This is a genomic window from Streptomyces sp. NBC_01591, assembly GCF_035918155.1.
Lineage (GTDB): Bacteria > Actinomycetota > Actinomycetes > Streptomycetales > Streptomycetaceae > Streptomyces.
Genome location: NZ_CP109327.1, coordinates 3,010,865 through 3,032,976, shown reverse-complemented (window position 1 = coordinate 3,032,976; position 22,112 = coordinate 3,010,865). Strand labels below are relative to the sequence as shown.

Below are 22,112 nucleotides of genomic sequence, written 5' to 3'. Positions count from 1 at the left end.
TGCCCATTCGCGTACAACACGTCTAGATTCGGTTCATGGCGGACTCGAAGCGTGAGATCGAGCGGAAGTACGAAGCCACCGCGGAGACCCGGCTCCCGGACCTGAGCCGGGTGGCCGGGGTCTCGGCCGTCGCCCACCGGGGCGTCAGCGAACTGGACGCCGTCTACTACGACACCGAGGACCTCCGGCTCGCGGCGGACTCCCTCACCCTGCGCCGCCGCACCGGCGGGAGCGACGCCGGCTGGCACCTGAAGTTCCCGGTCGCCTCCGGCATCCGGGACGAGCTGCGGGAACCGCTCTCCGACACCCTGCCGCGCTCCTTCGCGGGGCTGCTGCGCTCCCGGGTCCGTGACCGCGGGCTCGTTCCCGTCGTCCGGCTGGTCTCCGCCCGCGACGTCCACCACCTCCTCGACGCCGAGGGCGCCCTGCTCGCCGAGGTCAGCGTCGACCAGGTGCGGGCCGAACGGCTGACCGGCGGCGACGGCACGGCCGTCTGGACCGAGATCGAGGCCGAGCTCGCCGACGACGGCGACCCCGCCTTCCTCGACGCCGTGGAGCGCCGGCTGCGCAAGGCCGGGGTCCGCCCGTCCGCGTCCCCGTCCAAGCTGGCCAGGGCGCTTGCCGAGACCGCGCCGAAGCGGAAGAAGCGCCCCGACGGTAAGCCCCGGCGGCCCACCGCGGGCGACCACGTCCTCGCGTACATCCGTCACCAGACCGAGGCGATCGTCGCCCTCGACCCCGCGGTGCGCCGCGACCTCCCCGACTCCGTGCACCAGATGCGGGTCGCCACCCGAAGGCTGCGCAGCGCACTGCGGACGTACCGGAAGATCCTCGACCGCGGCGTCACCGACCCGGTCGGCGACGAGCTGAAATGGCTGGCCGCCGAGCTCGGCATCGACCGAGACCAGGAGGTGCTCGACGCCCGGCTCCGCGCCCGCCTCGCCGAACTGCCCCGCACCCTGGTCCTCGGCCCGGTCCGCGGACGGCTCCGGATCTGGTCGGTGGCCCGGCGGAACGGCTCCCGCCGCCGCACTGTCGCGGTGCTCGACGGGAAGCGGTATCTGGCCCTCCTGGAGAGCCTCGACACCCTGCTCGCCGACCCGCCCCTGCTGCCCGGCGCGTCCCGTGCCCCCGGGCGGGCGCTGCCCCGCGCCGTGCTGAAGGAGTACGGGCGCCTCGCGGCCCGGGTCGGCCATGCCCTGGAGCTCCCGCCCGGCCACGACCGGGACCTGGCCATGCACGAGGCCCGCAAGGCCGCCAAACGTGCCCGGTACGCGGCGGAGGCGGCCCGCCCCGCGCTCGGCAAGCCCGCCAAGCGGTTCGCCAAACGGATGAAGGCCGTGCAGAGCCTCCTCGGCGATCACCAGGACAGCGTGGTGACCCGCGAGGCCCTGCGCACCCTGGCCGTCCAGGCGCACGCGGCGGGGGAGTCGGCCTTCACCTGGGGACTGCTCCACGGGCGGGAGGAGGCGACCGCCGCCGACCGGGAACGGGAGCTGCCCCAGGTGTGGGAGCGGGCGTCGCGGGCGGAGCTCCGGGCGGCGCTGGGAGACTGAGCATCGGGGTACGCTTGATGGTCACCCTTGCCGGCTCTCGAAAGTTCGCGATGTCTGTCGATTCGGTCTTCCCACAGCTCGAAGCTCTGCTCCCGCATGTGCAGAAGCCCATCCAGTACGTCGGCGGTGAACTGAACTCCACCGTCAAGCCGTGGGACGAATGCGACGTCCGCTGGGCACTGATGTACCCGGACGCGTACGAGGTCGGGCTCCCCAACCAGGGCGTCATGATCCTCTACGAGGTGCTCAACGAGCGCCAGGGCGTCCTCGCCGAGCGCACCTACAGCGTGTGGCCGGACCTCGAGGAGCTGATGCGCGAGCACAAGGTCCCGCAGTTCACCGTGGACAGCCACCGCCCGGTCAAGGCGTTCGACGTCTTCGGGCTGAGCTTCTCCACCGAGCTCGGCTACACCAACATGCTCACCGCCCTGGATCTCGCGGGCATCCCGCTGGAGGCCCGGGACCGCACCGTCGACGACCCGATCGTGCTGGCCGGCGGCCACGCCGCGTTCAACCCCGAGCCGATCGCCGAGTTCATCGACTGCGCGGTCGTCGGCGACGGCGAGCAGGCCGTCCTGGAGATCACCGAGATCGTCCGCGCCTGGAAGGCCGAGGGCCGCCCCGGCGGCCGCGAGGAGGTGCTCTTCCGCCTCGCGAAGACCGGCGGCGTCTACGTCCCGGGCTTCTACGACGTCGAGTACCTCCCGGACGGGCGCATCGGACGCGTCGTGCCCAACAAGTCGGGCGTGCCGTGGCGGGTGTCCAAGCACACCGTGATGGACCTCGACGAGTGGCCGTACCCGAAGCAGCCCCTCGTGCCCCTCGCCGAGACCGTCCACGAGCGGATGTCCGTCGAGATCTTCCGCGGCTGCACCCGCGGCTGCCGTTTCTGCCAGGCCGGCATGATCACGCGCCCCGTGCGGGAGCGAAGCATCACCGGCATCGGCGAGATGGTCGAGAAGGGCCTCAAGGCGACCGGCTTCGAGGAGGTCGGCCTGCTCTCGCTCTCCTCCGCGGACCACACCGAGATCGGGGAGATCGCCAAGGGCCTCGCCGACCGGTACACCGAGGACAAGATCGGCCTCTCGCTGCCGTCCACCCGCGTCGACGCGTTCAACGTGGACCTGGCCAACGAGCTGACCCGCAACGGCCGCCGCTCCGGTCTCACCTTCGCCCCCGAGGGCGGCTCCGAGCGCATGCGCAAGGTCATCAACAAGATGGTCTCGGAAGAGGACCTCATCCGTACCGTCGCCACCGCGTACGGCAACGGCTGGCGCCAGGTGAAGCTGTACTTCATGTGCGGCCTGCCCACCGAGACCGACGAGGACGTCCTCCAGATCGGCGACATGGCGGTCAATGTGATCGCCAAGGGCCGCGAGGTCTCCGGGCAGAACGACATCCGCTGCACCGTCTCCATCGGCGGTTTCGTGCCCAAGCCGCACACGCCGTTCCAGTGGGCCCCGCAGCTGAGCGCCGAGGAGACCGACGCCCGGCTCACCAAGCTCCGCGACAAGATCCGCGGCGACAAGAAGTACGGCCGCTCCATCGGCTTCCGCTACCACGACGGCAAGCCCGGCATCGTCGAGGGCCTGCTCTCGCGCGGCGACCGGCGCGTCGGCTCCGTCATCCGCGCGGTCTACGAGTCCGGCGGCCGCTTCGACGGCTGGCGCGAGCACTTCAGCTACGACCGCTGGATGACCGCCGCCGAGAAGACGCTGCCCGAGTACGGCGTGGACGTCGACTGGTACACCACCCGCGAGCGGACCTACGAGGAGGTCCTGCCCTGGGACCACCTGGACTCCGGCCTCGACAAGGACTGGCTCTGGGAGGACTGGCAGGACTCGCTCGACGAGACCGAGGTCGAGGACTGCCGCTGGACCCCGTGCTTCGACTGCGGCGTCTGCCCGCAGATGGACACCAGCATCCAGATCGGCCCGACCGGCAAGAAGCTGCTGCCGCTGTCGGTCGTGAAGTAGCCGCCGCGAGCGCGTCCCCGCAGATGACAGCTCGATGACGAAGGCCCGGTCCGGGAAACTCCGGACCGGGCCTTCGCGTCATGTACGGCATGGACTACGGCGAGCACCAGGCCCCCGCGCATTACGAACCCGGCGAGGGCTGTCTGACCACGCTGATCCGGATTCCGGTACGGATCGTGGTGCTGGTCGTCGTGCTGCCCGTACGGATGATCTGGGACGCCCTGGTGGTGGCGGGCCGCGCCGTCGACCGGACCCTGCTGCGTCCGCTGGGCCGCGCCCTGTCCTGGCTGTTCGGGACGCTGGTGGTGATCCCCGCCGTCTGGTTGTACGAGTCGGTGCTCACCCCGCTCGGCCATGCGCTGCTGTGGCTGGCCGCGGCGGTCTTCGTGTGGCCGTGGGTCGCGCTCTGGCGGTATGTGCTGGTGCCCGCGGTGCGGTACGGGCTGGTGGTGCCGGTGGTGTGGCTGTACGAGTCGGTGCTCACCCCGGTCGGACACGGGCTGCGGTGGGTGTACCGGGCGCTGCTCGCACCCGCCGGACGGGGGATCCGTACGGCCGTCGGCTGGGTTCTCACCGCTCTCTTCGTCTGGCCGGTGACCGGCCTGTGGCGGTACGTCCTGGTGCCCCTCGCGCTCGCTGCCGCCTGGCTGGCCGAGCACCTGGTCGTACGGCCGCTGGGCTGGGTGTACCGGGAAGTCCTCACGCCGCTCGGCCACGGCATCGCCTGGCTGCTCGACCGGCTGGCGCGCGGGATCGCGGCCATCGGGACCGGCCTGTGGACGGCGGTGGTGTGGCTGGTCACGACCCTGCTGGTCGCGCCGCTGCGTTGGCTGTACCGGCGGGTCCTGGCCCCGGTCGGCCGGGAGATCGCCGCGGCCCTCGGCGTCGCCTGGCGCATCGCGGGGTACATCTCGCGGGCCGTCGGCCGGGCCGTCGCCTGGCTGGCCTGGCATCTGGTCGGTGCGCCGGTGACCTGGGTCTACCGCACGGTCTGCACACCGGTGGGACATTTCGTGCGCGACCAGGTCTGGGCCCCGGCCAGGCGGGCCGCCGCCGAGGCGGGGCGCGCGGCCCGGTCGGCGCTGCGCTCGGCGGGCGAGACCGTGCGCCGGGCACGGCGTGACGCATGGCGGGCGCTGGTCGGCGGGCAGGGGGCGCCCGAGCCCCGGGAACCGGGAGGGGCCCTTGCGCGTACTCTGGGTAGTACAACGACTGTGCCCAGCGCGGCGCCCGAACCAGAGATCTCCTCGCTCGGAGAGAAGAACGCCGAGCGGGGGTGAGCCGGACCGGACACCCCGGGCCACCCGCATTTCGAGGGCGGCGCGCCACCGCGTCCGCCCCGCACCGAGGAGAAGAACCACTGGGCAAGCGACAGCCCGAAGGCCCGCCGCCCGCACCGGCAGTGCAGCGCATCCGACTGCGCTACACGAAGCGCGGCCGCCTCCGGTTCACCAGTCACCGCGACTTCCAGCGCGCCTTCGAGCGGGCACTGCGCCGCTCCGAGGTGCCCATGGCCTACTCGGCCGGCTTCACCCCGCACCCGAAGGTGTCGTACGCCAACGCCGCCCCGACCGGCACGGGCAGCGAAGCCGAATTCCTGGAGATCGCCCTCACCGAGGCCCGCGATCCGGCCGTACTGCGGGATCTGCTCAACGCCTCGCTGCCGGACGGTCTCGACATCACCGATGCCGTGGAGGCCCGCACCTCGGGTCTCGCCGACCGGCTGACCGCCTCCGTCTGGGAACTGCGTCTCGACGGTGTCGCCGTGGCGGACGCGGCCGAGGCCGTGGCCGCCTTCAACGAGGCGGAGACCGTCGAGGTCCAGCGCCGCGCGAAGAACGGCATGCGCACCTTCGACGCCCGTGCCGCCGTGGTCGACCTGCAGGCCCTTGATCCACAGGCTGATAGGCCCGAGGACAGGCCCTGTGCGATACTGCGGCTGGTTGTTCGGCACGTGACACCTGCCGTGCGACCTGACGACGTCCTGTCCGGTCTCCGCGTTGTGGCCGACCTGGCGCCGCCGGTCCCCGCAGCGGTGACCAGGCTGGCGCAGGGGCTCTTCGACGAGGGGTCCGGCACGGTGACCGACCCGCTCGCGCCCGACCGCGAGGCAGCCCCGGCCGCTCCATCCACGGCCGCCGGGACCGCCGTCGCGACGGCGCCGGAAGGTGCAGGTTCCGCGTAAGGCGGTCGTTGCAGCGCAGCCTTCGATTCGGGAGCCATCCGGTTCGGGCCGCGCGATGACCCATAAGACTTTCGCCAGGCCGTACGCACATCGCGTACGGAACCGGCGAGCCAGACATTGAGTTCCCGTGCGGCGCCCGCGCCCCGGACGGCGGAGCCGCGTACATCACGCGGACCGTGCCGGACCGGAAACAGACGCGGCGCCCGGGAGCCTGACGGGAGAACCGCCCGCATGCCCCAGTCCAACGAACCCGGCACGACCGGGAACGCCGAAGAGAACAACGCACCCGGCGACAAGCTGCCGCCGCGCCGCAGGCGCCGCGCAGCGTCCCGCCCGGCCGGTCCGCCGGTGGCGGAGACACCGGGCGCAGCCGCGCCGGCCATACCGGCCGTTGACGCCGCAGTGTCCGACAGCCAGCCCGCCGACGCCGAGAGCGCCGCGTCGGAAGAAGCCGCGCCGCCCGCCCGTACGCGCCGTCGCGCGGTCCGCAAGGCGACCGCTCCGGCGGGTGCGCCGCAGGCCGCCGAGGTCCCCGAGGCCGCCGCACCTGTCGCCGAGCCCGAGCCCGTGGCCGAGGCCGAGGTTCCGGCGGAGGCGGCGCCCGCGCGTCCGCGTCGTCGTGCGGTCCGCAAGGCGACCGCTCCGGCGGGTGCGCCGCAGGCCGCCGAGGTCCCTGAGGCCGCCGCACCTGTCGCCGAGCCCGAGCCCGTGGCCGAGGCCGAGGTTCCGGCGGAGGCGGCGCCCGCGCGTCCGCGTCGTCGTGCGGTGCGCAAGGCGACCGCTCCGGCGGGTGCGCCGCAGGCCGCCGAGGTCCCTGAGGCCGCCGCACCTGTCGCCGAGCCCGAGCCCGTGGCCGAGGCCGAGGTTCCGGCGGAGGCGGCGCCCGCGCGTCCGCGTCGTCGTGCGGTGCGCAAGGCGACGGCCCCGGCGGGTGCGCCGCAGGCCGCCGAAGCCGTGGAGATCGTCGAAGAGGCACCGGCCGTCGCCGAGCCCGAGCCGGCTGCCGAGATCGCCGAGCCCGAGCCCGCCGCGCCGCGCGGTCGCACCCGGCGCAGGGCATCGGCTCCGGCCGGTGCGCCGCAGCCCATCGAGGCGCCTGCTGCGACCGCCGAACCCGTCGTGGCCGCTGAGGAAGAGCCCGCCGAGGTCGTCGAGGCCCCGCGCGGCCGTCGTCGTGCGGTGCGCAAGGCGACCGCTCCGGCGGGTGCGCCGAAGGCCGCCGAAGACACCGAGGACACCGGCGACAGCCTCCCCGGGGCCGCCGCCGAGGAGCGCGCCGCCGAGCCCGCCGAGGCCGAGGACGCCGCACCGCGCGGCCGTCAGCGCCGCCGGGCCACCGCCGCCGCCGGCCGGCCGGAGTTCACCGCCAAGGCCGAGGAGCCCGTACGCAAGAGCCGTCGCGCCACGCGCCCCGCCGTGGCCGTGTTCCAGGCGCCGGTCTTCGCCGAGCCGATGTTCCAGACCCCGGAGACCGCGGCCGCCGCCGCTGCGGCGTCGCGCTACGAAGAGGTCGAGGAAGAGACCGAGACGGTCGAGGAGCCGACGGCCACCGTCGAGACCCCGGCCGCCGAGGCCGCGCCGCAGGGCGGTTCGCGCCGCCGTCGCCGCCGTCGCGGTGAGGCCGCCGAGCCCGAGCAGGCCGCCGCCCCCGCTGCCCCCGCCGTGCCCGTGGTGGAGGAGCCGGCCGAGGAGGAGCACGAGCCGGAGCACGAGGCCGACGCCGAGCACGAGGGCGACGAGACGGACGAGTACGGGGACCGGCCCTCGCGCCGTCGCCGTCGCGGAGGCCGTCGCCGCCGTCGTGGCGAGATCAACGAGGGTGACGAGGCCGCGGAGCAGCACGGCGACGAGGCCGCCGCCGACCACGCCGAGGACGACCAGGAGCGCGCCCAGGAGTCCGAGGAGGAGGACGAGGAGCACGAGTCGTCCGCCGCCGGATCGAGCAGCAGCCGTCGCCGGCGCCGCCGTCGTCGTCGCAGCGGGGATGTCTCCGCCGACGCCGACAACGGCACGGACGACCCGGAGCGCACGGTCGTCAAGGTCCGCGAGCCCCGCAAGAAGGAAGAGCGCGAGCCCGGCACCGGCTTCGACGAGGTCCAGTCCATCAAGGGCTCGACCCGTATGGAGGCCAAGAAGCAGCGCCGCCGCGAGGGCCGTGAGCAGGGCCGCCGTCGCGTCCCGATCATCACCGAGGCCGAGTTCCTGGCCCGCCGCGAGGCCGTGGAGCGGGTCATGGTCGTCCGCCAGAACGGCGAGCGCACCCAGATCGGCGTTCTTGAGGACAACGTGCTCGTCGAGCACTACGTCAACAAGGAGCAGGCCACCAGCTACGTCGGCAACGTCTACCTGGGCAAGGTGCAGAACGTACTGCCGTCCATGGAGGCCGCCTTCGTCGACATCGGCAAGGGCCGCAACGCCGTGCTCTACGCCGGTGAGGTGAACTTCGAGGCGCTCGGCATGGCCCACGGGCCGCGTCGTATCGAGACCGCGCTCAAGTCCGGCCAGTCCGTCCTCGTCCAGGTGACCAAGGACCCGATCGGCCACAAGGGCGCCCGCCTGACCAGCCAGGTCTCGCTGCCCGGCCGCTACCTGGTCTACGTGCCCGAGGGCTCGATGACCGGCATCAGCCGCAAGCTGCCCGACACCGAGCGGGCCCGGCTGAAGACCATCCTCAAGAAGATCGTCCCCGAGGACGCGGGCGTCATCGTCCGCACCGCCGCGGAGGGCGCGAGCGAGGACGAGCTGCGCCGCGATGTCGAGCGGCTCCAGCAGCAGTGGGAGGACATCCAGAAGAAGTCGAAGAGCACCGGCAGCTCCAATGCGCCGACCCTGCTCTACGGCGAGCCGGACATGACCGTCCGGGTCGTCCGCGACATCTTCAACGAGGACTTCTCGAAGGTCATCGTCAGCGGCGACGACGCGTGGGAGACCATCCACGGCTACGTCTCGCAGGTGGCTCCCGACCTGACGGACCGCCTGTCGCGGTGGACCTCCGAGGTCGACATCTTCGCGACGTACCGGATCGACGAGCAGCTGATGAAGGCGCTGGACCGGAAGGTCTATCTGCCGAGCGGCGGCTCGCTGGTGATCGACAAGACCGAGGCGATGGTCGTCGTCGACGTCAACACCGGCAAGTTCACCGGTCAGGGCGGAAACCTCGAGGAGACCGTCACCAAGAACAACCTGGAGGCGGCCGAGGAGATCGTGCGCCAGCTGCGGCTGCGCGACCTCGGTGGCATCGTCGTCGTCGACTTCATCGACATGGTGCTGGAGTCCAACCGGGACCTGGTGCTGCGGCGCCTGCTGGAGTGCCTGGGACGCGACCGTACGAAGCACCAGGTCGCCGAGGTCACGTCGCTGGGCCTGGTCCAGATGACCCGCAAGCGGGTGGGCCAGGGTCTGCTGGAGTCCTTCTCCGAGATCTGCGTCCACTGCAACGGGCGCGGCGTGATCGTGCACATGGAGCAGCCGACCTCGGTCGGTGGCGGCGGCAAGCGTTCCAAGAAGCGCGGCCGGGGCGGCGTCGACCACGAGTACGTGGCCGAGGCCGAAGCCGTGGCAGAGGTCGAGACCGAGGCCGAGGTGGCTGCCGAGGTGGCCGCCCCGGTGGCGCTGCCCGAGCCGGAGTTCGTCCCGGACGAGGAGCTGTACAGCAGCCCGGCCGAGGCCGAGGCGGCCGCCACGCGCGGCCGTGGCCGTCGTCGTGCGACCCGTAAGGCATCGGCCCCGGCCGGCGCCCCGAAGGCCGCAGCCGTCGCTGCCCCGGCCGTCGTCGAGCCGGAGCCGGTCGAGGTCGCGGAGCCCGAGCTGGTCGTGGAGCCGGAGCCGGCCGCCGAGGCCCCGGCCCCGGTGGTCGAGGAGGCCCCCGCGGCCGAGGCCCCCCAGGGCCGTACGCGCCGTCGGGCGACCCGTAAGGCGACCGCCCCGGCGGGCTCGCCGGTCCAGGCCGAGCCGGTCGTTCCCGAGCCGGTCGTCCCGGTGCAGGCCGCCGAGCCGGTCGAGCAGCCGGAACCCGTCGCCGAGGCCGCGCAGCCCGAGGCCGCACCCGAGGAGGTGGCCCCCGAGGCCGCCCCGCCGCGTGCGCGTCGCCGGGTGACCCGCAAGGTCACCGCCCCTGCGGGCTCGCCCGCCGGTGCGGACGGGGCGGAGGTCGTCGTGGTGACCGGCCCGGTCGAGCCGAAGCCCGACGCCGAGCCGGCCGAGACCGCCGAGGCGGAGGCCCCGGCCAAGAAGGCGGCCCGCAAGACCGCCAAGAAGGCCACCGCCAAGAAGGCAGCCACCAAGAAGACGGCTGCCAAGAAGACCGCCGCGAAGAAGACGACGGCCAAGAAGGCGGCAGCGAAGAAGACGGTCGCTGCCGCGGAGAAGTCGCCGCAGCCCGCCGTCTCGGCCGACGCCGAGGCGTAGGCGACAGGACGGCCTCACGGCCTCGGAGGCCGCCTCCGCGGCCGTACGGCGCAGCACGACGGCCGGTGGGCCACACTCCGACAGGGGTGTGGCCCACCGGCCGTTCCGGTCCGCCGCGGGCCCCTCGGCCGTGCCGGCAGCGGAATGCCGGCGGTCCGGCAGGAGTGAACGGGGGAGCGGTGGGGAAGGACACAGGGCCCGGTTTGACCCTCCGGACGGCGGCCCGTAATCTTGCCCTTCGGCGTGTTTCCATGCGCCTGTCCCTGAGCAACCCCCTCCCTTCATCGGTGAGAGGCCGCTCGTCCATTCGGATCACCGCGGGCCCCGGCCCGTGTGAGCGGCTGGCATCAGGGGCTTCGTTCCGAGCGAGAGAGAGATCCGCGTGTACGCCATCGTGCGCAGCGGTGGCCGCCAGCACAAGGTTGCTGTCGGTGACATCGTTGAGGTTGACAAGATTTCCACTGCCCAGGTTGGCGACACGGTCGAGCTCTCGACCCTGCTCGTGGTCGACGGCGACGCCGTGACCAGCGACCCGTGGGTGCTGGCCGGGATCAAGGTCCAGGCCGAGATCGTGGACCACCACAAGGGCGCGAAGATCGACATCCTTCGCTACAAGAACAAGACCGGCTACCGCCGTCGCCAGGGTCACCGCCAGCAGTACACGGCGATCAAGGTCACCGGTATCCCCGCGGCTGCGAAGTAAGGGACTGAGGAGACATGGCACACAAGAAGGGCGCATCGTCCACCCGGAACGGGCGCGATTCCAATGCTCAGCGGCTCGGCGTGAAGCGCTTCGGCGGTCAGGCCGTCAACGCCGGTGAGATCCTGGTCCGCCAGCGCGGCACCCACTTCCACCCGGGCACGGGCGTCGGCCGTGGCGGCGACGACACGCTGTTCGCACTCGCCGCCGGTGCGGTCGAGTTCGGCACGCACCGTGGCCGCAAGGTCGTGAACATCGTTCCGATCGCCGGCTGATTTTCGGCGCTCGTCGAGCGGTTTCTGCGGAGGCGGACCTCACTTCCCGTACGGGAAGCGGGTCCGCCTTTCGCGTGTTTCTCCCATGAGAGACGGCTTTCTCCCAGCGGTACGGCACGTGCCGGCGAGACAGCACGAGTGAGACATTTCTGCATGTATGTAACTGGAGGTTTCAACCATGACCACCTTCGTGGACCGCGTCGAGCTGCATGTCGCCGCGGGTAACGGGGGCCACGGCTGTGCCTCCGTACACCGTGAGAAGTTCAAGCCGCTCGGCGGTCCGGACGGCGGCAACGGCGGCCGCGGCGGCGATGTGACCCTGGTCGTCGACCAGGCGATCACCACGCTCCTCGACTACCACCACCACCCCCACCGCAAGGCCACCAACGGCCAGCCCGGCGCGGGCGACAACCGTTCCGGCAAGGACGGCCAGGACCTGGTCCTGCCGGTGCCCGACGGCACGGTCGTGCTCGACGGGAACGGCAACGTGCTCGCCGACCTGGTCGGCCAGGGCACCACGTTCGTCGCCGGACAGGGCGGCCGCGGTGGCCTCGGCAACGCCGCGCTGGCCTCCGCCCGGCGCAAGGCCCCCGGCTTCGCGCTGCTCGGCGAGCCCGGTGAGGCCCGGGACATCGTCCTGGAGCTCAAGACCGTCGCCGATGTCGCACTGGTCGGCTACCCGAGCGCCGGCAAGTCCTCGCTGATCTCCGTCCTGTCGGCGGCCAAGCCGAAGATTGCCGACTACCCCTTCACGACCCTCGTCCCGAACCTCGGCGTGGTCACCGCGGGCAGCACCGTCTACACCGTCGCCGATGTCCCGGGCCTGATCCCGGGCGCCAGCCAGGGCCGCGGCCTCGGCCTGGAGTTCCTGCGGCACGTGGAGCGCTGCTCGGTGCTCGTGCACGTGCTGGACACCGCGACGCTGGAGTCCGACCGTGACCCGGTCTCCGACCTCGACACGATCGAGGAGGAGCTGAAGCAGTACGGCGGTCTGGAGGACCGACCTCGCATCGTCGTCCTCAACAAGATCGACATCCCGGACGGCCAGGACCTCGCCGACATGATCCGCCCGGACCTGGAGGAGCGCGGCTACCGCGTCTTCGAGGTGTCCGCCGTCGCCCACACCGGTCTGAAGGAGCTCTCCTTCGCGCTCGCGGGCATCATCGCCGAGGCGCGTGCGGCCAAGCCGGTGGAGGTGGCGACCCGGATCGTCATCCGTCCGAAGGCCGTCGACGACGCGGGCTTCACCGTCACGCTGGAGGAGGACGGCATCTACCGGGTGCGCGGCGAGAAGCCGGAGCGCTGGGTGCGCCAGACCGACTTCAACAACGACGAGGCCGTCGGTTACCTGGCGGACCGGCTCAACCGTCTCGGCGTCGAGGACGCACTGGTGAAGGCCGGTGCCCGGGCGGGCGACGGCGTCGCCATCGGTGCCGAGGACAACGCGGTCGTCTTCGACTGGGAGCCGACCCTGGCGGCGGGCGCGGAGATGCTCGGCCGTCGTGGCGAGGACCACCGGCTCGAAGCACCGCGTCCGGCGGCGCAGCGCAGGCGCGAGCGTGAGTCGGAACTCGACGAGGCGCAGCGCGAGTTCGACGAGTTCAACCCGTTCTAGACCGAGCCGCGGCCGCCGACGGGCCTGTTCCGTAAGCCCGTTCGGCGGCCGTGCACGCTCTCCGCGTCATACGTCCGGGGGAACCGAACCCGCTCAAGGGTGAATCATGCCGCTCACTCGTGTGGCGTCGATCACCTGGCCAGGAAGCGTTAACTCCGGTATTCGCCCTGATCGCAAGGCAACAGAAGGTTTCGATACGGCATGCGGTGGCCGACGTCCACCTTGCGAGACGGTAACGGAGAGTGCAACCATCGCTGTATCTCCCAGCCCTCGCAAGGTAGGTCGTCTGTGTCTGCTCAGCACATAGTCAAAGCCCGAACCACAGCAGTCGTGCTCGCCGGCGGTACCGGCCAGCGCGTGGGTCTGTCCATTCCCAAGCAGCTGCTGAAGATCGCAGGCAAGGCTGTCATCGAGCACACACTGTCGATCTTCCAGCAGGCCGACTCCATCGACGACGTCATCGTGCTGATGGCTCCGGGCTACGTGCCCGACGTCGAGAAGATCGTCGCCAAGGCCGGGCTCACCAAGGTCTCCAAGGTGATCGAGGGCGGCTCCACGCGCAATGAGACCACCGAGCGCGCCATCGCGGCCCTCGGCGAGGGCCTGGCCGAGGGAGAGGACCGCAACGTCCTCTTCCACGATGCCGTGCGCCCGCTGCTCTCGCAGCGCGTCATCAAGGGCTGCGTCGACGCACTGGACCGCTACCAGGCGGTCGACGTCGCCATCCCGTCCGCGGACACGATCATCGTGACCCGCACCCACGGCGGCGACGGCGAGTTCATCACCGATGTGCCCGACCGCTCCCGGCTGCGCCGCGGCCAGACGCCGCAGGCCTTCAAGCTCTCCACGATCCGCCGGGCGTACGAGGTCGCAGCCGGCGACCCGAACTTCCAGGCCACCGACGACTGCTCGGTCGTGCTGAAGTACCTCCCCGACGTACCGATCTACGTCGTGGCGGGCGACGAGTACAACATGAAGGTCACCCAGCCGGTCGACGTCTTCATCGCGGACAAGCTCTTCCAGCTGGCCTCCACGGCCGTCCCGCAGCCGACCGACGACGCGGCCTACCGTGAGCTGCTCACCGGCAAGACCCTCGTCGTCTTCGGCGGCTCGTACGGCATCGGCGCGGACATCGCGACGCTCGCCGAGTCCTACGGCGCCACCGTCTACGCCCTGGGCCGCTCCACCACCGGTACGCACGTGGAGAACCCCGAGCACATCGACGAGGCGCTCTCCAAGGCGTACGCCGACACCGGCCGCGTCGACTACGTGATCAACACCGCGGGCGTGCTCCGCATCGGCAAGCTCGCCGAGACGGACAGCGCGGTCATCCAGGAAGCGCTGAACGTCAACTACCTGGCACCCGTGCAGATCGCCCGCGCCTCGTACAAGTACCTCGCCGAGGCCAAGGGCCAGCTGCTGCTCTACACCTCCAGCAGCTACACCCGGGGCCGCGCGGAGTACAGCCTCTACTCGTCGACCAAGGCCGCCATGGTGAACCTCACCCAGGCGCTCTCGGACGAGTGGGCGGCCGACGGCGTGCGGGTGAACTGCGTGAACCCCGAGCGCACCGCCACCCCGATGCGCACCAAGGCGTTCGGCGACGAGCCCGCGGGCACGCTGCTCTCCTCCGAGGCGGTCGCCAGGACCTCGCTCGACGTCCTGCTCTCCGAGATGACCGGCCATGTCATCGACGTACGCCAGCAGGATCCGACCCGCGGTGCCTCCGAGGCATCCGGTTTCGAGCAGGCGCTTGCCGCTGTCCTGGACCGTCAGGCCGATGTGTAATACTGCTTGACAATCGACTATTCGGACCCCTGCAGTCGCCAAGTGCGAACCGCAGGGGTCCGAATTCGTGAAGCTCTGTCTTCACATTCCCCACGTAAGGTAAAAGTCGGCACCCTCGGGAGCGGTACTTCGTGATTTCGAAAGCCATGCGCTTGGCTCGGGTGGGCAGCGGTTCGGAGCTGGCCGCCGCGCTCCTGGTGGCTCTGGGGTTCCCGTGCATAATGCTCGCGGCAATAATCCCCAATCTCTGGTTCTTCGCCGCGGCCACCGCGGCCACCTATCTCGCGGACCGGTATCTGCACCACTGCGGCAGCTATCTGATCAACCGGCTCGCCGCCGTCCGGGCGGGGCTTTCGATCCGCTTCCTGGTCCGGCAACTGCTGCTCATCCTGCTGCTCTCCCGCATGGGATACGGCGAGGAGACGCTTTTCTACGTGACGGTCGCCTGCCTCCTGGCGTTCTACGGACTCCAGGCGCCGCAGAGCGCCATGGTCACCCTGATCCGGCTCCGCCGCAAGCTTCCGGTGGTCACCCGCAACATCGACCTGGCGTCGGTGCGGATAGCGGATGCCCCGCCGCAACGCCTGATGAGCCGCCCCGCGGAGAAGATGCTGCACCTGGACATCTTCTCGATGGTGGGCGTGCTGGTCGCCGTCGAGACCGGCAAGGACATCATCGCGTACATCGGCCTCGGCCTGACGCTCGTTCTCGCGGTCTGCTACCTGGTGGCGCTGCTGCCGTACGTCCGGCCGAGCCGGCTCGTACCGCCGGAGACCAAGGTCCTCAACGCGGTGGGCGACTGGCTCGCCGAGTACCGGCCGACCGTGATGCTGTACTTCTCCGGCTCCAAGGACTCCGCCTACCAGGCCAACATGTGGCTGGAGACGATGGCCCAGCTCGGCGGGCGGCCGATGATCCTGCTGCGTGAGCGCAACATCGTGCCGCAGCTCGCCACGACCTCGGTGCCGGTGCTCTGTGTGCCCGGCGGCGTGCACCTGATGAACCTGGACCTCTCGTCGGTGCGGGTCGCGCTCTACGCGGCCAACGTCGGCAAGAACATCCACCTGCTCCGGGTGCCGACGATGAAGCACGTCTTCATCGGTCACGGCGACAGCGACAAGATCGCCAGCGTCAACCCGTACAGCAAGGTCTACGACGAGGTGTGGACCGCGGGCCGGGCCGGCCGCGACCGTTACGCGCTGGCCGATGTCGGTGTGCGGGACGACGACATCGTGGAGGTGGGCCGCCCGCAGCTGGCCGCCATCCAGTCGTGGTCCGGTACGCCGGGGAACCCGATCCCGACCGTGCTGTACGCCCCCACCTGGGAGGGCTGGGACGACAACCCGGGCAACACCTCCCTGCTGCTGGCCGGCGAGAACATCGTCAGGCGGCTGCTGGAGGCCGAGCAGCCGGTCCGGCTGCTGTACAAGCCGCACCCCTTCACCGGCACCCGCAGCGCGAAGGCCAAGGCGGTGCACCTGCGCATCACCGCGATGATCGAGCAGGCCGCGGTCCAGCGCGCCACCGACCCCCGCTGGGCGGAGCAGTCGGCCGCGCTGCAGGGTGAGCAGGCCGAGGCGCGGGCCGAGCTGGCCCGTATCGAGGCACGGCTGGCCGAGCTGGCCGGCGGCGGTGGCCGCGCAGCCCGGGACGAGGCGGAGCTGTCCCGCGACTCGCTGGCCGACCCGGCGCGCGAGGCCGAGACGGCGAAGCTCAAGGACGAGTGGAACGCGGCGTCCTGGCGTGCGCAGGGCTGGTGGGAGCACCGGGTCATCACCGGAGCCCGGATGCGGCTGTACGACTGCTTCAACGAGTCGGACGCCATGGTCTCGGACATCTCCAGCGTGGTGTCCGACTTCATCGCGAGCGGCAAGCCGTACGCGGTCACGGACTCGGCCGAACTGGGCGAGGACGAGTTCCGCCGACAGAACACCGCGGTACGCGCCGCGGTGATCCTGTCCAACTCGGCGGCCGAGCTGGATGCCCTGCTCGCCGCGGTGACGGATCCGGCCGCGGACGCCCAGGCGGATGCCCGGCGTGAGCTGAAGCAGTACCTCCTCGGCCCGGACGAGCCCACCTCGATCGTGCAGTTCGACACGGCCGTGACGGCGCTCGCGGCCAAGTCCGACGCACGGAACGCCGGAGTGGCGAAGAGCCTGGGTGAGCCCGTGGGCGGCTGAGAAGTCAACCATTTGCATTACACGATCAGGTAAGGCCCGGCATACCCCTCCAAAGGGTTGTGCCGGGCCTTTGTGATGAGTGTCACCATTTGGCGGTGTGGCGCAAGACAACCAATGGGCCGGGTCGGCTGTCTTCTGTTTGTGTGAACGAGACGCAAATTCCTGACGTGACCGTGGTTGTCGGTGCATATGAGGCGATGCCCTATCTCATTCGCTGCCTCGAATCGGTGGAGGCGCAGACCATCGGTGCCGATCGGATCGAGATCGTCGCGGTCGACGACGGTTCCACCGACGGCACGGGCGAGTATCTGGAGGAATTCGCGGCCAGGTCGCAGGTTCCGACCAGAGTGATCAGACAGAAGAACTCAGGCGGCCCCAGCGGGCCGCGCAATGTGGGCCTCGGTCTGGCCCGCGGCCGCTATGTGTTCTTCCTGGACGCGGACGACTACTTCGGCGACGAGGCCCTGGAGCGGATGGTGGCCATGGCCGACCGGGCCGGCACCGACGTGGTGCTCGGCAAGGTGGTCGGCGTGAACAGGGGGGCGCCACAGTCGATGTGGCGGGCCACCAAGGAGCGCGTCGACGTCTACAACTCCAAGGTCATTTACACCCTGAGCGCACAGAAGCTCTTCCGGCGTGAACTCCTGGAGCGTCTCGCCCTGAGATTCGACGAGAATCTCAGAACCGGTGAGGACGCCCTCTTCACGATGGAGGCGTATCTCCGCGGTGCCGGGGTCTCGGTGATCTCCAATTACGTCTGCTATTACCTCGTGGGTCGTGACGACGGGAAGCACGTCACCAAGAGCGGAACCTACGTGTGGCGATTCGACTCGATGCGCGCAATGATGGCGCTCATTCACCGGATCGAACCCGCGGGCCCGAAACGGGATTTCCTGATGGTCCGGCCCTTCACGGTAGGGATGCTCCAGCAGTTCGGCCCCGTTGTGCTGAAGGATTCCGAGGAAGTCCGGCGGCACAAGATGGAACTCGCGGCTCCGCTGATGGACGCGTACTGGGACGACGGCGTGGCCCGGCTGATCAAGGTGTCGGAGCGGCTGCGTCTCGCCTGTGTGGCACAGGGCAGGATGGACCTGCTCATCGAGGTGGTGCGGTACGTCCGGGCGAAGACGGTCCCGGACGTGGTCAGTTCGCGCAATGGTGACAAGCTCTACCTCGCGTACCCGCACTTCCGCGACAGGTCGGCCGGTCTGGCCGATTCCAACTATGAGGTCACCGTGCCGGACTGGCACGACGGCAAGCGCATCGACCAGCCGAAGGTCGCCGCCCGCCGGGCCTCGCTGTCCCGGCGGGTGGTCCGCAGGATGCGCCGCGACATGCGGCGATGGAAGGAACGGTTGAACGCGGCGTGACGGCCGCTCGTCCACCGGGTGGATCCCGAGTGCACCCGTTGGACGGATTCACCGAAGACCACGCACAGAAGCTCAGTAAAATCGTTCGGACGTCGCGCCCGCGACAGGACCGACAGATCACCATGGGGACTCGTCACGTGAAGGCTCTCGTACTATCCGGAGGGGCCGGCACCCGCCTGCGTCCCATCACACACACCTCGGCCAAGCAGCTGGTGCCCGTGGCGAACAAGCCCGTGCTGTTCTACGGGCTGGAAGCCATCGCGGAAGCGGGCATCACCGAGGTCGGCATCATCGTGGGCGACACCGCGCCCGAGATCCGCGAGGCGGTCGGCGACGGTTCCGCGCTCGGCATCGAGGTCACGTACATCCCGCAGGACGAGCCGCTCGGTCTCGCCCACGCGGTGCTGATCGCCCGCGACTTCCTGGGGGACGACGACTTCGTCATGTACCTCGGCGACAACTTCATCGTCGGTGGGATCACCGGTCTGGTGGAGGAGTTCCGCGCGGACAAGCCCGACGCGCAGATCCTGCTGACGCAGGTGCCCAACCCGACCTCCTTCGGTGTCGCCGAGCTCGACGCCGACGGCCGGGTGGCGGCGCTGGAGGAGAAGCCGAAGGAGCCCAAGAGCGATCTGGCGCTCGTCGGCGTCTACCTCTTCACCCCCGCCATCCACGAGGCGGTCCGCTCGATCGAGCCGTCCTGGCGCGGCGAGCTGGAGATCACGCACGCCATCCAGTGGCTGATCGACCAGAAGCGCGACGTGCGCTCCACCACGATCCGCGGCTACTGGAAGGACACCGGCAACGTCACCGACATGCTGGAGGTCAACCGGACCGTCCTGGAGGCCGTCGAGCCGTTCCAGGAGGGTGCCGACGTCGACGCGGACAGCGAGATCATCGGCCGGGTCCGGATCGAGCCGGGCGCCAAGGTCAGCGGCAGCCGCATCGTCGGGCCCGTGATCATCGGCGCCCGTTCGGTGATCAGCGGCGCGTACGTGGGCCCGTTCACCTCGGTCTCGGAGGACGTCCGCATCGAGGACAGTGAGATCGAGTACTCCATCGTGCTGCGGGGCGCCTCCATCGCCGGTGTCCGCCGCGTCGAGGCGTCGCTCATCGGCCGTGACGTCGAAGTGACCCCCGCCCCCCGTTCCCCGTCCGCCCACCGACTCGTGCTCGGCGACCACAGCAAGGTGCAGATCTCTTCATGACCACGAACATCCTGGTGACCGGCGGCGCCGGCTTCATCGGCTCGCACTACGTCCGTACGGTGCTCGGCCCCGAGGGCCCCGGCGACATCGCCGTCACCGTGCTCGACAAGCTCACCTACGCGGGCAACCCGGCCAACCTCGACGAGGTGCGCGACCACCCCGGTTTCCGGTTCGTGCAGGGTGACATCTGCGACCCGGAGCTGGTCGCCAAGCTGATGGCCGAGCACGACCAGGTGGTGCACTTCGCCGCCGAGTCCCACGTGGACCGTTCCATCGACGGCGGCGCCGAGTTCGTCCGTACCAACGTCGTGGGCACCCACACCCTGATCCACGCCGCGCACCTGGCGGGCATCAAGACCTTCGTGCACATCTCCACCGACGAGGTCTACGGCTCGATCGACGAGGGCTCCTGGCCCGAGACCCACCCGCTCGCGCCCAACTCGCCGTACTCCGCGGCCAAGGCGTCCAGCGACCTGATCGCGCTCTCGTACCACCGCACCCACGGCCTCGACGTGCGGGTGACCCGCTGCTCCAACAACTACGGGCACCACCACTTCCCCGAGAAGGTCATCCCGCTCTTCGTCACCAACCTGCTGGACGGCAAGACGGTCCCGCTCTACGGCGACGGCGCCAACGTCCGCGACTGGCTGCACATCGACGACCACGTCCAGGGCATCGAGCTGGTCCGCACCAAGGGCCGGGCCGGCGAGGTCTACAACATCGGCGGCGGCACCGAGCTCTCCAACAAGGAGCTCACCGGCCTGCTGCTGGACGCCTGCGGCGCCGACTGGGACACCAGCGTCACCTACGTCGAGGACCGCAAGGGCCACGACCGCCGCTACTCGGTCGACTGCACCAAGATCCGCGAGGAGCTCGGCTACGAGCCCCGCAAGGACTTCCGCACCGGCCTTGCCGAGACCGTGCAGTGGTACCGCGACAACCGCGCCTGGTGGGAGCCGCTGAAGGACCGGGCCGCCCTGTGAGCGCCGTCTGGCTGGTCACCGGAGCCGCCGGGATGCTGGGCCAGGACATCCTGGCCCGGCTCGCCGGTGAGGACGTCACCGCGGTCGCCGCGGACCGGGCGGCCGTGGACATCGCCGACCCCGCATCGGTGCGGGCGGCCTTCGAGAAGCACTGCCCCGCCGTCGTGGTGAACTGCGCCGCCTGGACCGCGGTCGACGACGCGGAGTCCCAGGAGGACGCCGCGCTGCGGGTCAACGGCACGGGCCCCGGGGTCCTCGCCGAGGCCTGCCGCGAACACGGCGCCGTGCTCCTCCAGGTCTCCACCGACTACGTCTTCGCCGGTGACGGCGAGAAGCCTTACGCCGAGGACGACCCGACCGGGCCGCGCAGCGCCTACGGCCGCACCAAGCTGGCCGGTGAGCAGGCGGTGCTGAGCACCCTGCCGGACACCGGTTACGTGGTCCGCACCGCCTGGCTGTACGGCGCGGGCGGCGGCAACTTCGTCCGGACGATGATCAAGCTGGAGGGCGTCAAGGACACCCTCGACGTGGTGGACGACCAGCGCGGTCAGCCCACCTGGACCGTCGATCTGGCCGACCGGCTGGTCCGGCTCGGGCAGGCCGCCCTCGCGGGCACCGCTCCCGCCGGTGTCTACCACGGCACCAGCGGCGGCGAGACGACCTGGTTCGGCTTCACCCGGGAGATCTTCCGGCTGCTCGGCACCGACCCGGAGCGGGTCCGTCCCACGACCAGCGAGGCTTTCGTGCGGCCGGCCCCCCGGCCCGCGTTCAGCGTGCTGGGCCACGAGCGCTGGGCCGCGGCGGGGATCGAACCGGTCCGGGACTGGCGGGCGGCGCTGGGGGAAGCATTCCCCGCACTTCTCGCGGCAGAGCGGCCATGATCATTTAATTGATCGCACAAGCGGTCAAATCTCGTCGAATTTCAAAGATGTACGCAACGCAGGTTTACATGGGGGAGAACGCTTACATCACAGTGCGGTCATGAGGTAACTTCGCCGGGATCCAGACCAGTTGGTTTTCTGCGAAGGGCTGCTCCACGTGAACCGCCATGACTTCCTGCGTCATCTGCACCGCGTCTACCGCCCCCGGAACTATCTGGAGATCGGGGTCAACGACGGCAGAAGCCTGGCCCTCTCACGGGTCCCTTCCGTCGCCGTCGACCCTGCCTTCCGGGTCGTGACGGACATCAGCTGCGACGTCCACCTGGTCAAGGCGACGAGCGACGACTTCTTCGCCCGCAAGGACCCGCTGCTGCACCTGCGCAACGGCCGCAACCCGTTCCGCGCCCTCGCCCGCCGCGATGCGCTCAACGTTCTCGGCGGGGACCCGAAACTGGAGCTCGCCTTCATCGACGGCATGCACCTCTTCGAGTACGCCCTGCGCGACTTCATGAACGTGGAGAAGCACGCCCGCTGGTCGAGCGTGATCGTGCTGGACGACATGCTGCCGCGCGACGTCGACGAGGCGGCCCGCGACCGGCACACCAAGTACTGGACCGGTGATGTGTACAAGGTGGCGCAGGTACTGCGCCGCTACCGCCCCGACCTGGTGGTCGTCGAGGTGGACACGGAACCGACCGGCGTGGTCGTCGTGTTCGGCGCCAACCCGGGGAGCGACATCCTGAAGAACGCGTACGACAAGATCATCGAGGAGTTCGTCGTAAGCGATCCGCAGGACGTGCCCGAAGAAGTACTGGTGCGCAAGAACGCCGTCCGGCCCGAGGCGCTGCTCCGCGCCGACTTCTGGCCGGCCCTGGCACGCGCCCGCAACCTGCGCCGCCCGCGTTCGGCGTTCGCGCCGCTGCGCTCGCGCATCGAGGCAGTGACGGGCTGACCGGACCCGGACAATGCCGAAGCCCCCGTGATCCGT

General features: G+C 70.5%; 15 protein-coding genes. All 15 read left to right on the top strand.

The window, feature by feature from the left end; translation table 11 throughout:
- Positions 1-35 precede the first annotated feature (35 nt).
- The 15 genes from OG978_RS14145 to OG978_RS14075 all read left to right on the top strand — a co-directional run bounded on the left by OG978_RS14145 (position 36) and on the right by OG978_RS14075 (position 22,076).
- Positions 36-1,556: a CYTH and CHAD domain-containing protein gene (locus OG978_RS14145; protein WP_326765567.1), complete on the top strand. Its 1,521-nt coding sequence runs from the start codon at positions 36-38 to the stop codon at positions 1,554-1,556.
- Positions 1,557-1,606: 50 nt separating this feature from the next.
- Positions 1,607-3,532: a TIGR03960 family B12-binding radical SAM protein gene (locus tag OG978_RS14140; protein ID WP_326765566.1), complete on the top strand. Its 1,926-nt coding sequence runs from the start codon at positions 1,607-1,609 to the stop codon at positions 3,530-3,532.
- An 89-nt stretch (positions 3,533-3,621) separates the two neighbouring features.
- Positions 3,622-4,812, top strand: coding sequence for a hypothetical protein (locus tag OG978_RS14135; protein WP_326765565.1), 1,191 nt, complete (start codon positions 3,622-3,624; stop codon positions 4,810-4,812).
- A gap of 122 nt (positions 4,813-4,934) precedes the next feature.
- Positions 4,935-5,717 (top strand): TIGR03936 family radical SAM-associated protein, encoded by a 783-nt coding sequence (locus tag OG978_RS14130; protein WP_326765564.1) that lies wholly within the window; start codon positions 4,935-4,937, stop codon positions 5,715-5,717.
- Between the two features lie 231 nt (positions 5,718-5,948).
- Positions 5,949-10,124 carry an Rne/Rng family ribonuclease gene (locus tag OG978_RS14125; RefSeq protein WP_326765563.1) on the top strand — a complete coding sequence of 1,392 codons (4,176 nt, stop codon included), beginning with the start codon at positions 5,949-5,951 and terminating at the stop codon, positions 10,122-10,124.
- 382 nt (positions 10,125-10,506) lie between these two features.
- Entirely contained in the window at positions 10,507-10,827 is a 321-nt protein-coding gene (rplU, locus tag OG978_RS14120) for a 50S ribosomal protein L21 (protein ID WP_072483615.1), read from the top strand.
- Between the two features lie 14 nt (positions 10,828-10,841).
- A complete protein-coding gene (gene rpmA / locus OG978_RS14115; RefSeq protein WP_018103204.1) occupies positions 10,842-11,099 on the top strand; it encodes a 50S ribosomal protein L27 in 258 nt (85 codons plus the stop codon).
- A 178-nt stretch (positions 11,100-11,277) separates the two neighbouring features.
- Positions 11,278-12,714, top strand: a complete 1,437-nt coding sequence (obgE, locus tag OG978_RS14110) for a GTPase ObgE (RefSeq protein WP_326765562.1) — start codon at positions 11,278-11,280, stop codon at positions 12,712-12,714.
- Between the two features lie 330 nt (positions 12,715-13,044).
- Positions 13,045-14,502 carry an SDR family NAD(P)-dependent oxidoreductase gene (locus OG978_RS14105; RefSeq protein WP_442817834.1) on the top strand — a complete coding sequence of 486 codons (1,458 nt, stop codon included), beginning with the start codon at positions 13,045-13,047 and terminating at the stop codon, positions 14,500-14,502.
- 146 nt (positions 14,503-14,648) lie between these two features.
- Positions 14,649-16,682 (top strand): hypothetical protein, encoded by a 2,034-nt coding sequence (locus OG978_RS14100; RefSeq protein ID WP_326765560.1) that lies wholly within the window; start codon positions 14,649-14,651, stop codon positions 16,680-16,682.
- A gap of 158 nt (positions 16,683-16,840) precedes the next feature.
- On the top strand, positions 16,841-18,052 hold the full coding sequence (locus OG978_RS14095) for a glycosyltransferase family 2 protein (protein ID WP_326770030.1): 1,212 nt from the start codon (positions 16,841-16,843) through the stop codon (positions 18,050-18,052).
- A 137-nt stretch (positions 18,053-18,189) separates the two neighbouring features.
- Positions 18,190-19,260 carry a glucose-1-phosphate thymidylyltransferase gene (locus OG978_RS14090; protein WP_326770029.1) on the top strand — a complete coding sequence of 357 codons (1,071 nt, stop codon included), beginning with the start codon at positions 18,190-18,192 and terminating at the stop codon, positions 19,258-19,260.
- Complete coding sequence (gene rfbB, locus OG978_RS14085; protein WP_124717742.1) at positions 19,257-20,243, top strand: dTDP-glucose 4,6-dehydratase; 987 nt, start codon at positions 19,257-19,259, stop codon at positions 20,241-20,243. Before OG978_RS14090 ends, rfbB begins: the two co-directional genes overlap by 4 nt.
- Complete coding sequence (rfbD, locus tag OG978_RS14080) at positions 20,240-21,124, top strand: dTDP-4-dehydrorhamnose reductase (RefSeq protein ID WP_326765559.1); 885 nt, start codon at positions 20,240-20,242, stop codon at positions 21,122-21,124. The genes rfbB and rfbD overlap by 4 nt, the downstream gene beginning before the upstream one ends.
- Before the next feature lie 157 nt (positions 21,125-21,281).
- Positions 21,282-22,076 (top strand): class I SAM-dependent methyltransferase, encoded by a 795-nt coding sequence (locus OG978_RS14075; RefSeq protein ID WP_326765558.1) that lies wholly within the window; start codon positions 21,282-21,284, stop codon positions 22,074-22,076.
- Positions 22,077-22,112 lie beyond the last annotated feature (36 nt).

Coding starts and splice junctions, on each gene's coding strand:
- OG978_RS14140 (WP_326765566.1), top strand. CDS start 1,607: ATGTCTGTCGATTCGGTCTTCCCACAGCTCGAAGCTCTGCTCCCGCAT.
- obgE (WP_326765562.1), top strand. CDS start 11,278: ATGACCACCTTCGTGGACCGCGTCGAGCTGCATGTCGCCGCGGGTAAC.
- OG978_RS14135 (WP_326765565.1), top strand. CDS start 3,622: ATGGACTACGGCGAGCACCAGGCCCCCGCGCATTACGAACCCGGCGAG.
- rfbB (WP_124717742.1), top strand. CDS start 19,257: ATGACCACGAACATCCTGGTGACCGGCGGCGCCGGCTTCATCGGCTCG.
- OG978_RS14125 (WP_326765563.1), top strand. CDS start 5,949: ATGCCCCAGTCCAACGAACCCGGCACGACCGGGAACGCCGAAGAGAAC.
- rpmA (WP_018103204.1), top strand. CDS start 10,842: ATGGCACACAAGAAGGGCGCATCGTCCACCCGGAACGGGCGCGATTCC.
- OG978_RS14100 (WP_326765560.1), top strand. CDS start 14,649: ATGCGCTTGGCTCGGGTGGGCAGCGGTTCGGAGCTGGCCGCCGCGCTC.
- OG978_RS14145 (WP_326765567.1), top strand. CDS start 36: ATGGCGGACTCGAAGCGTGAGATCGAGCGGAAGTACGAAGCCACCGCG.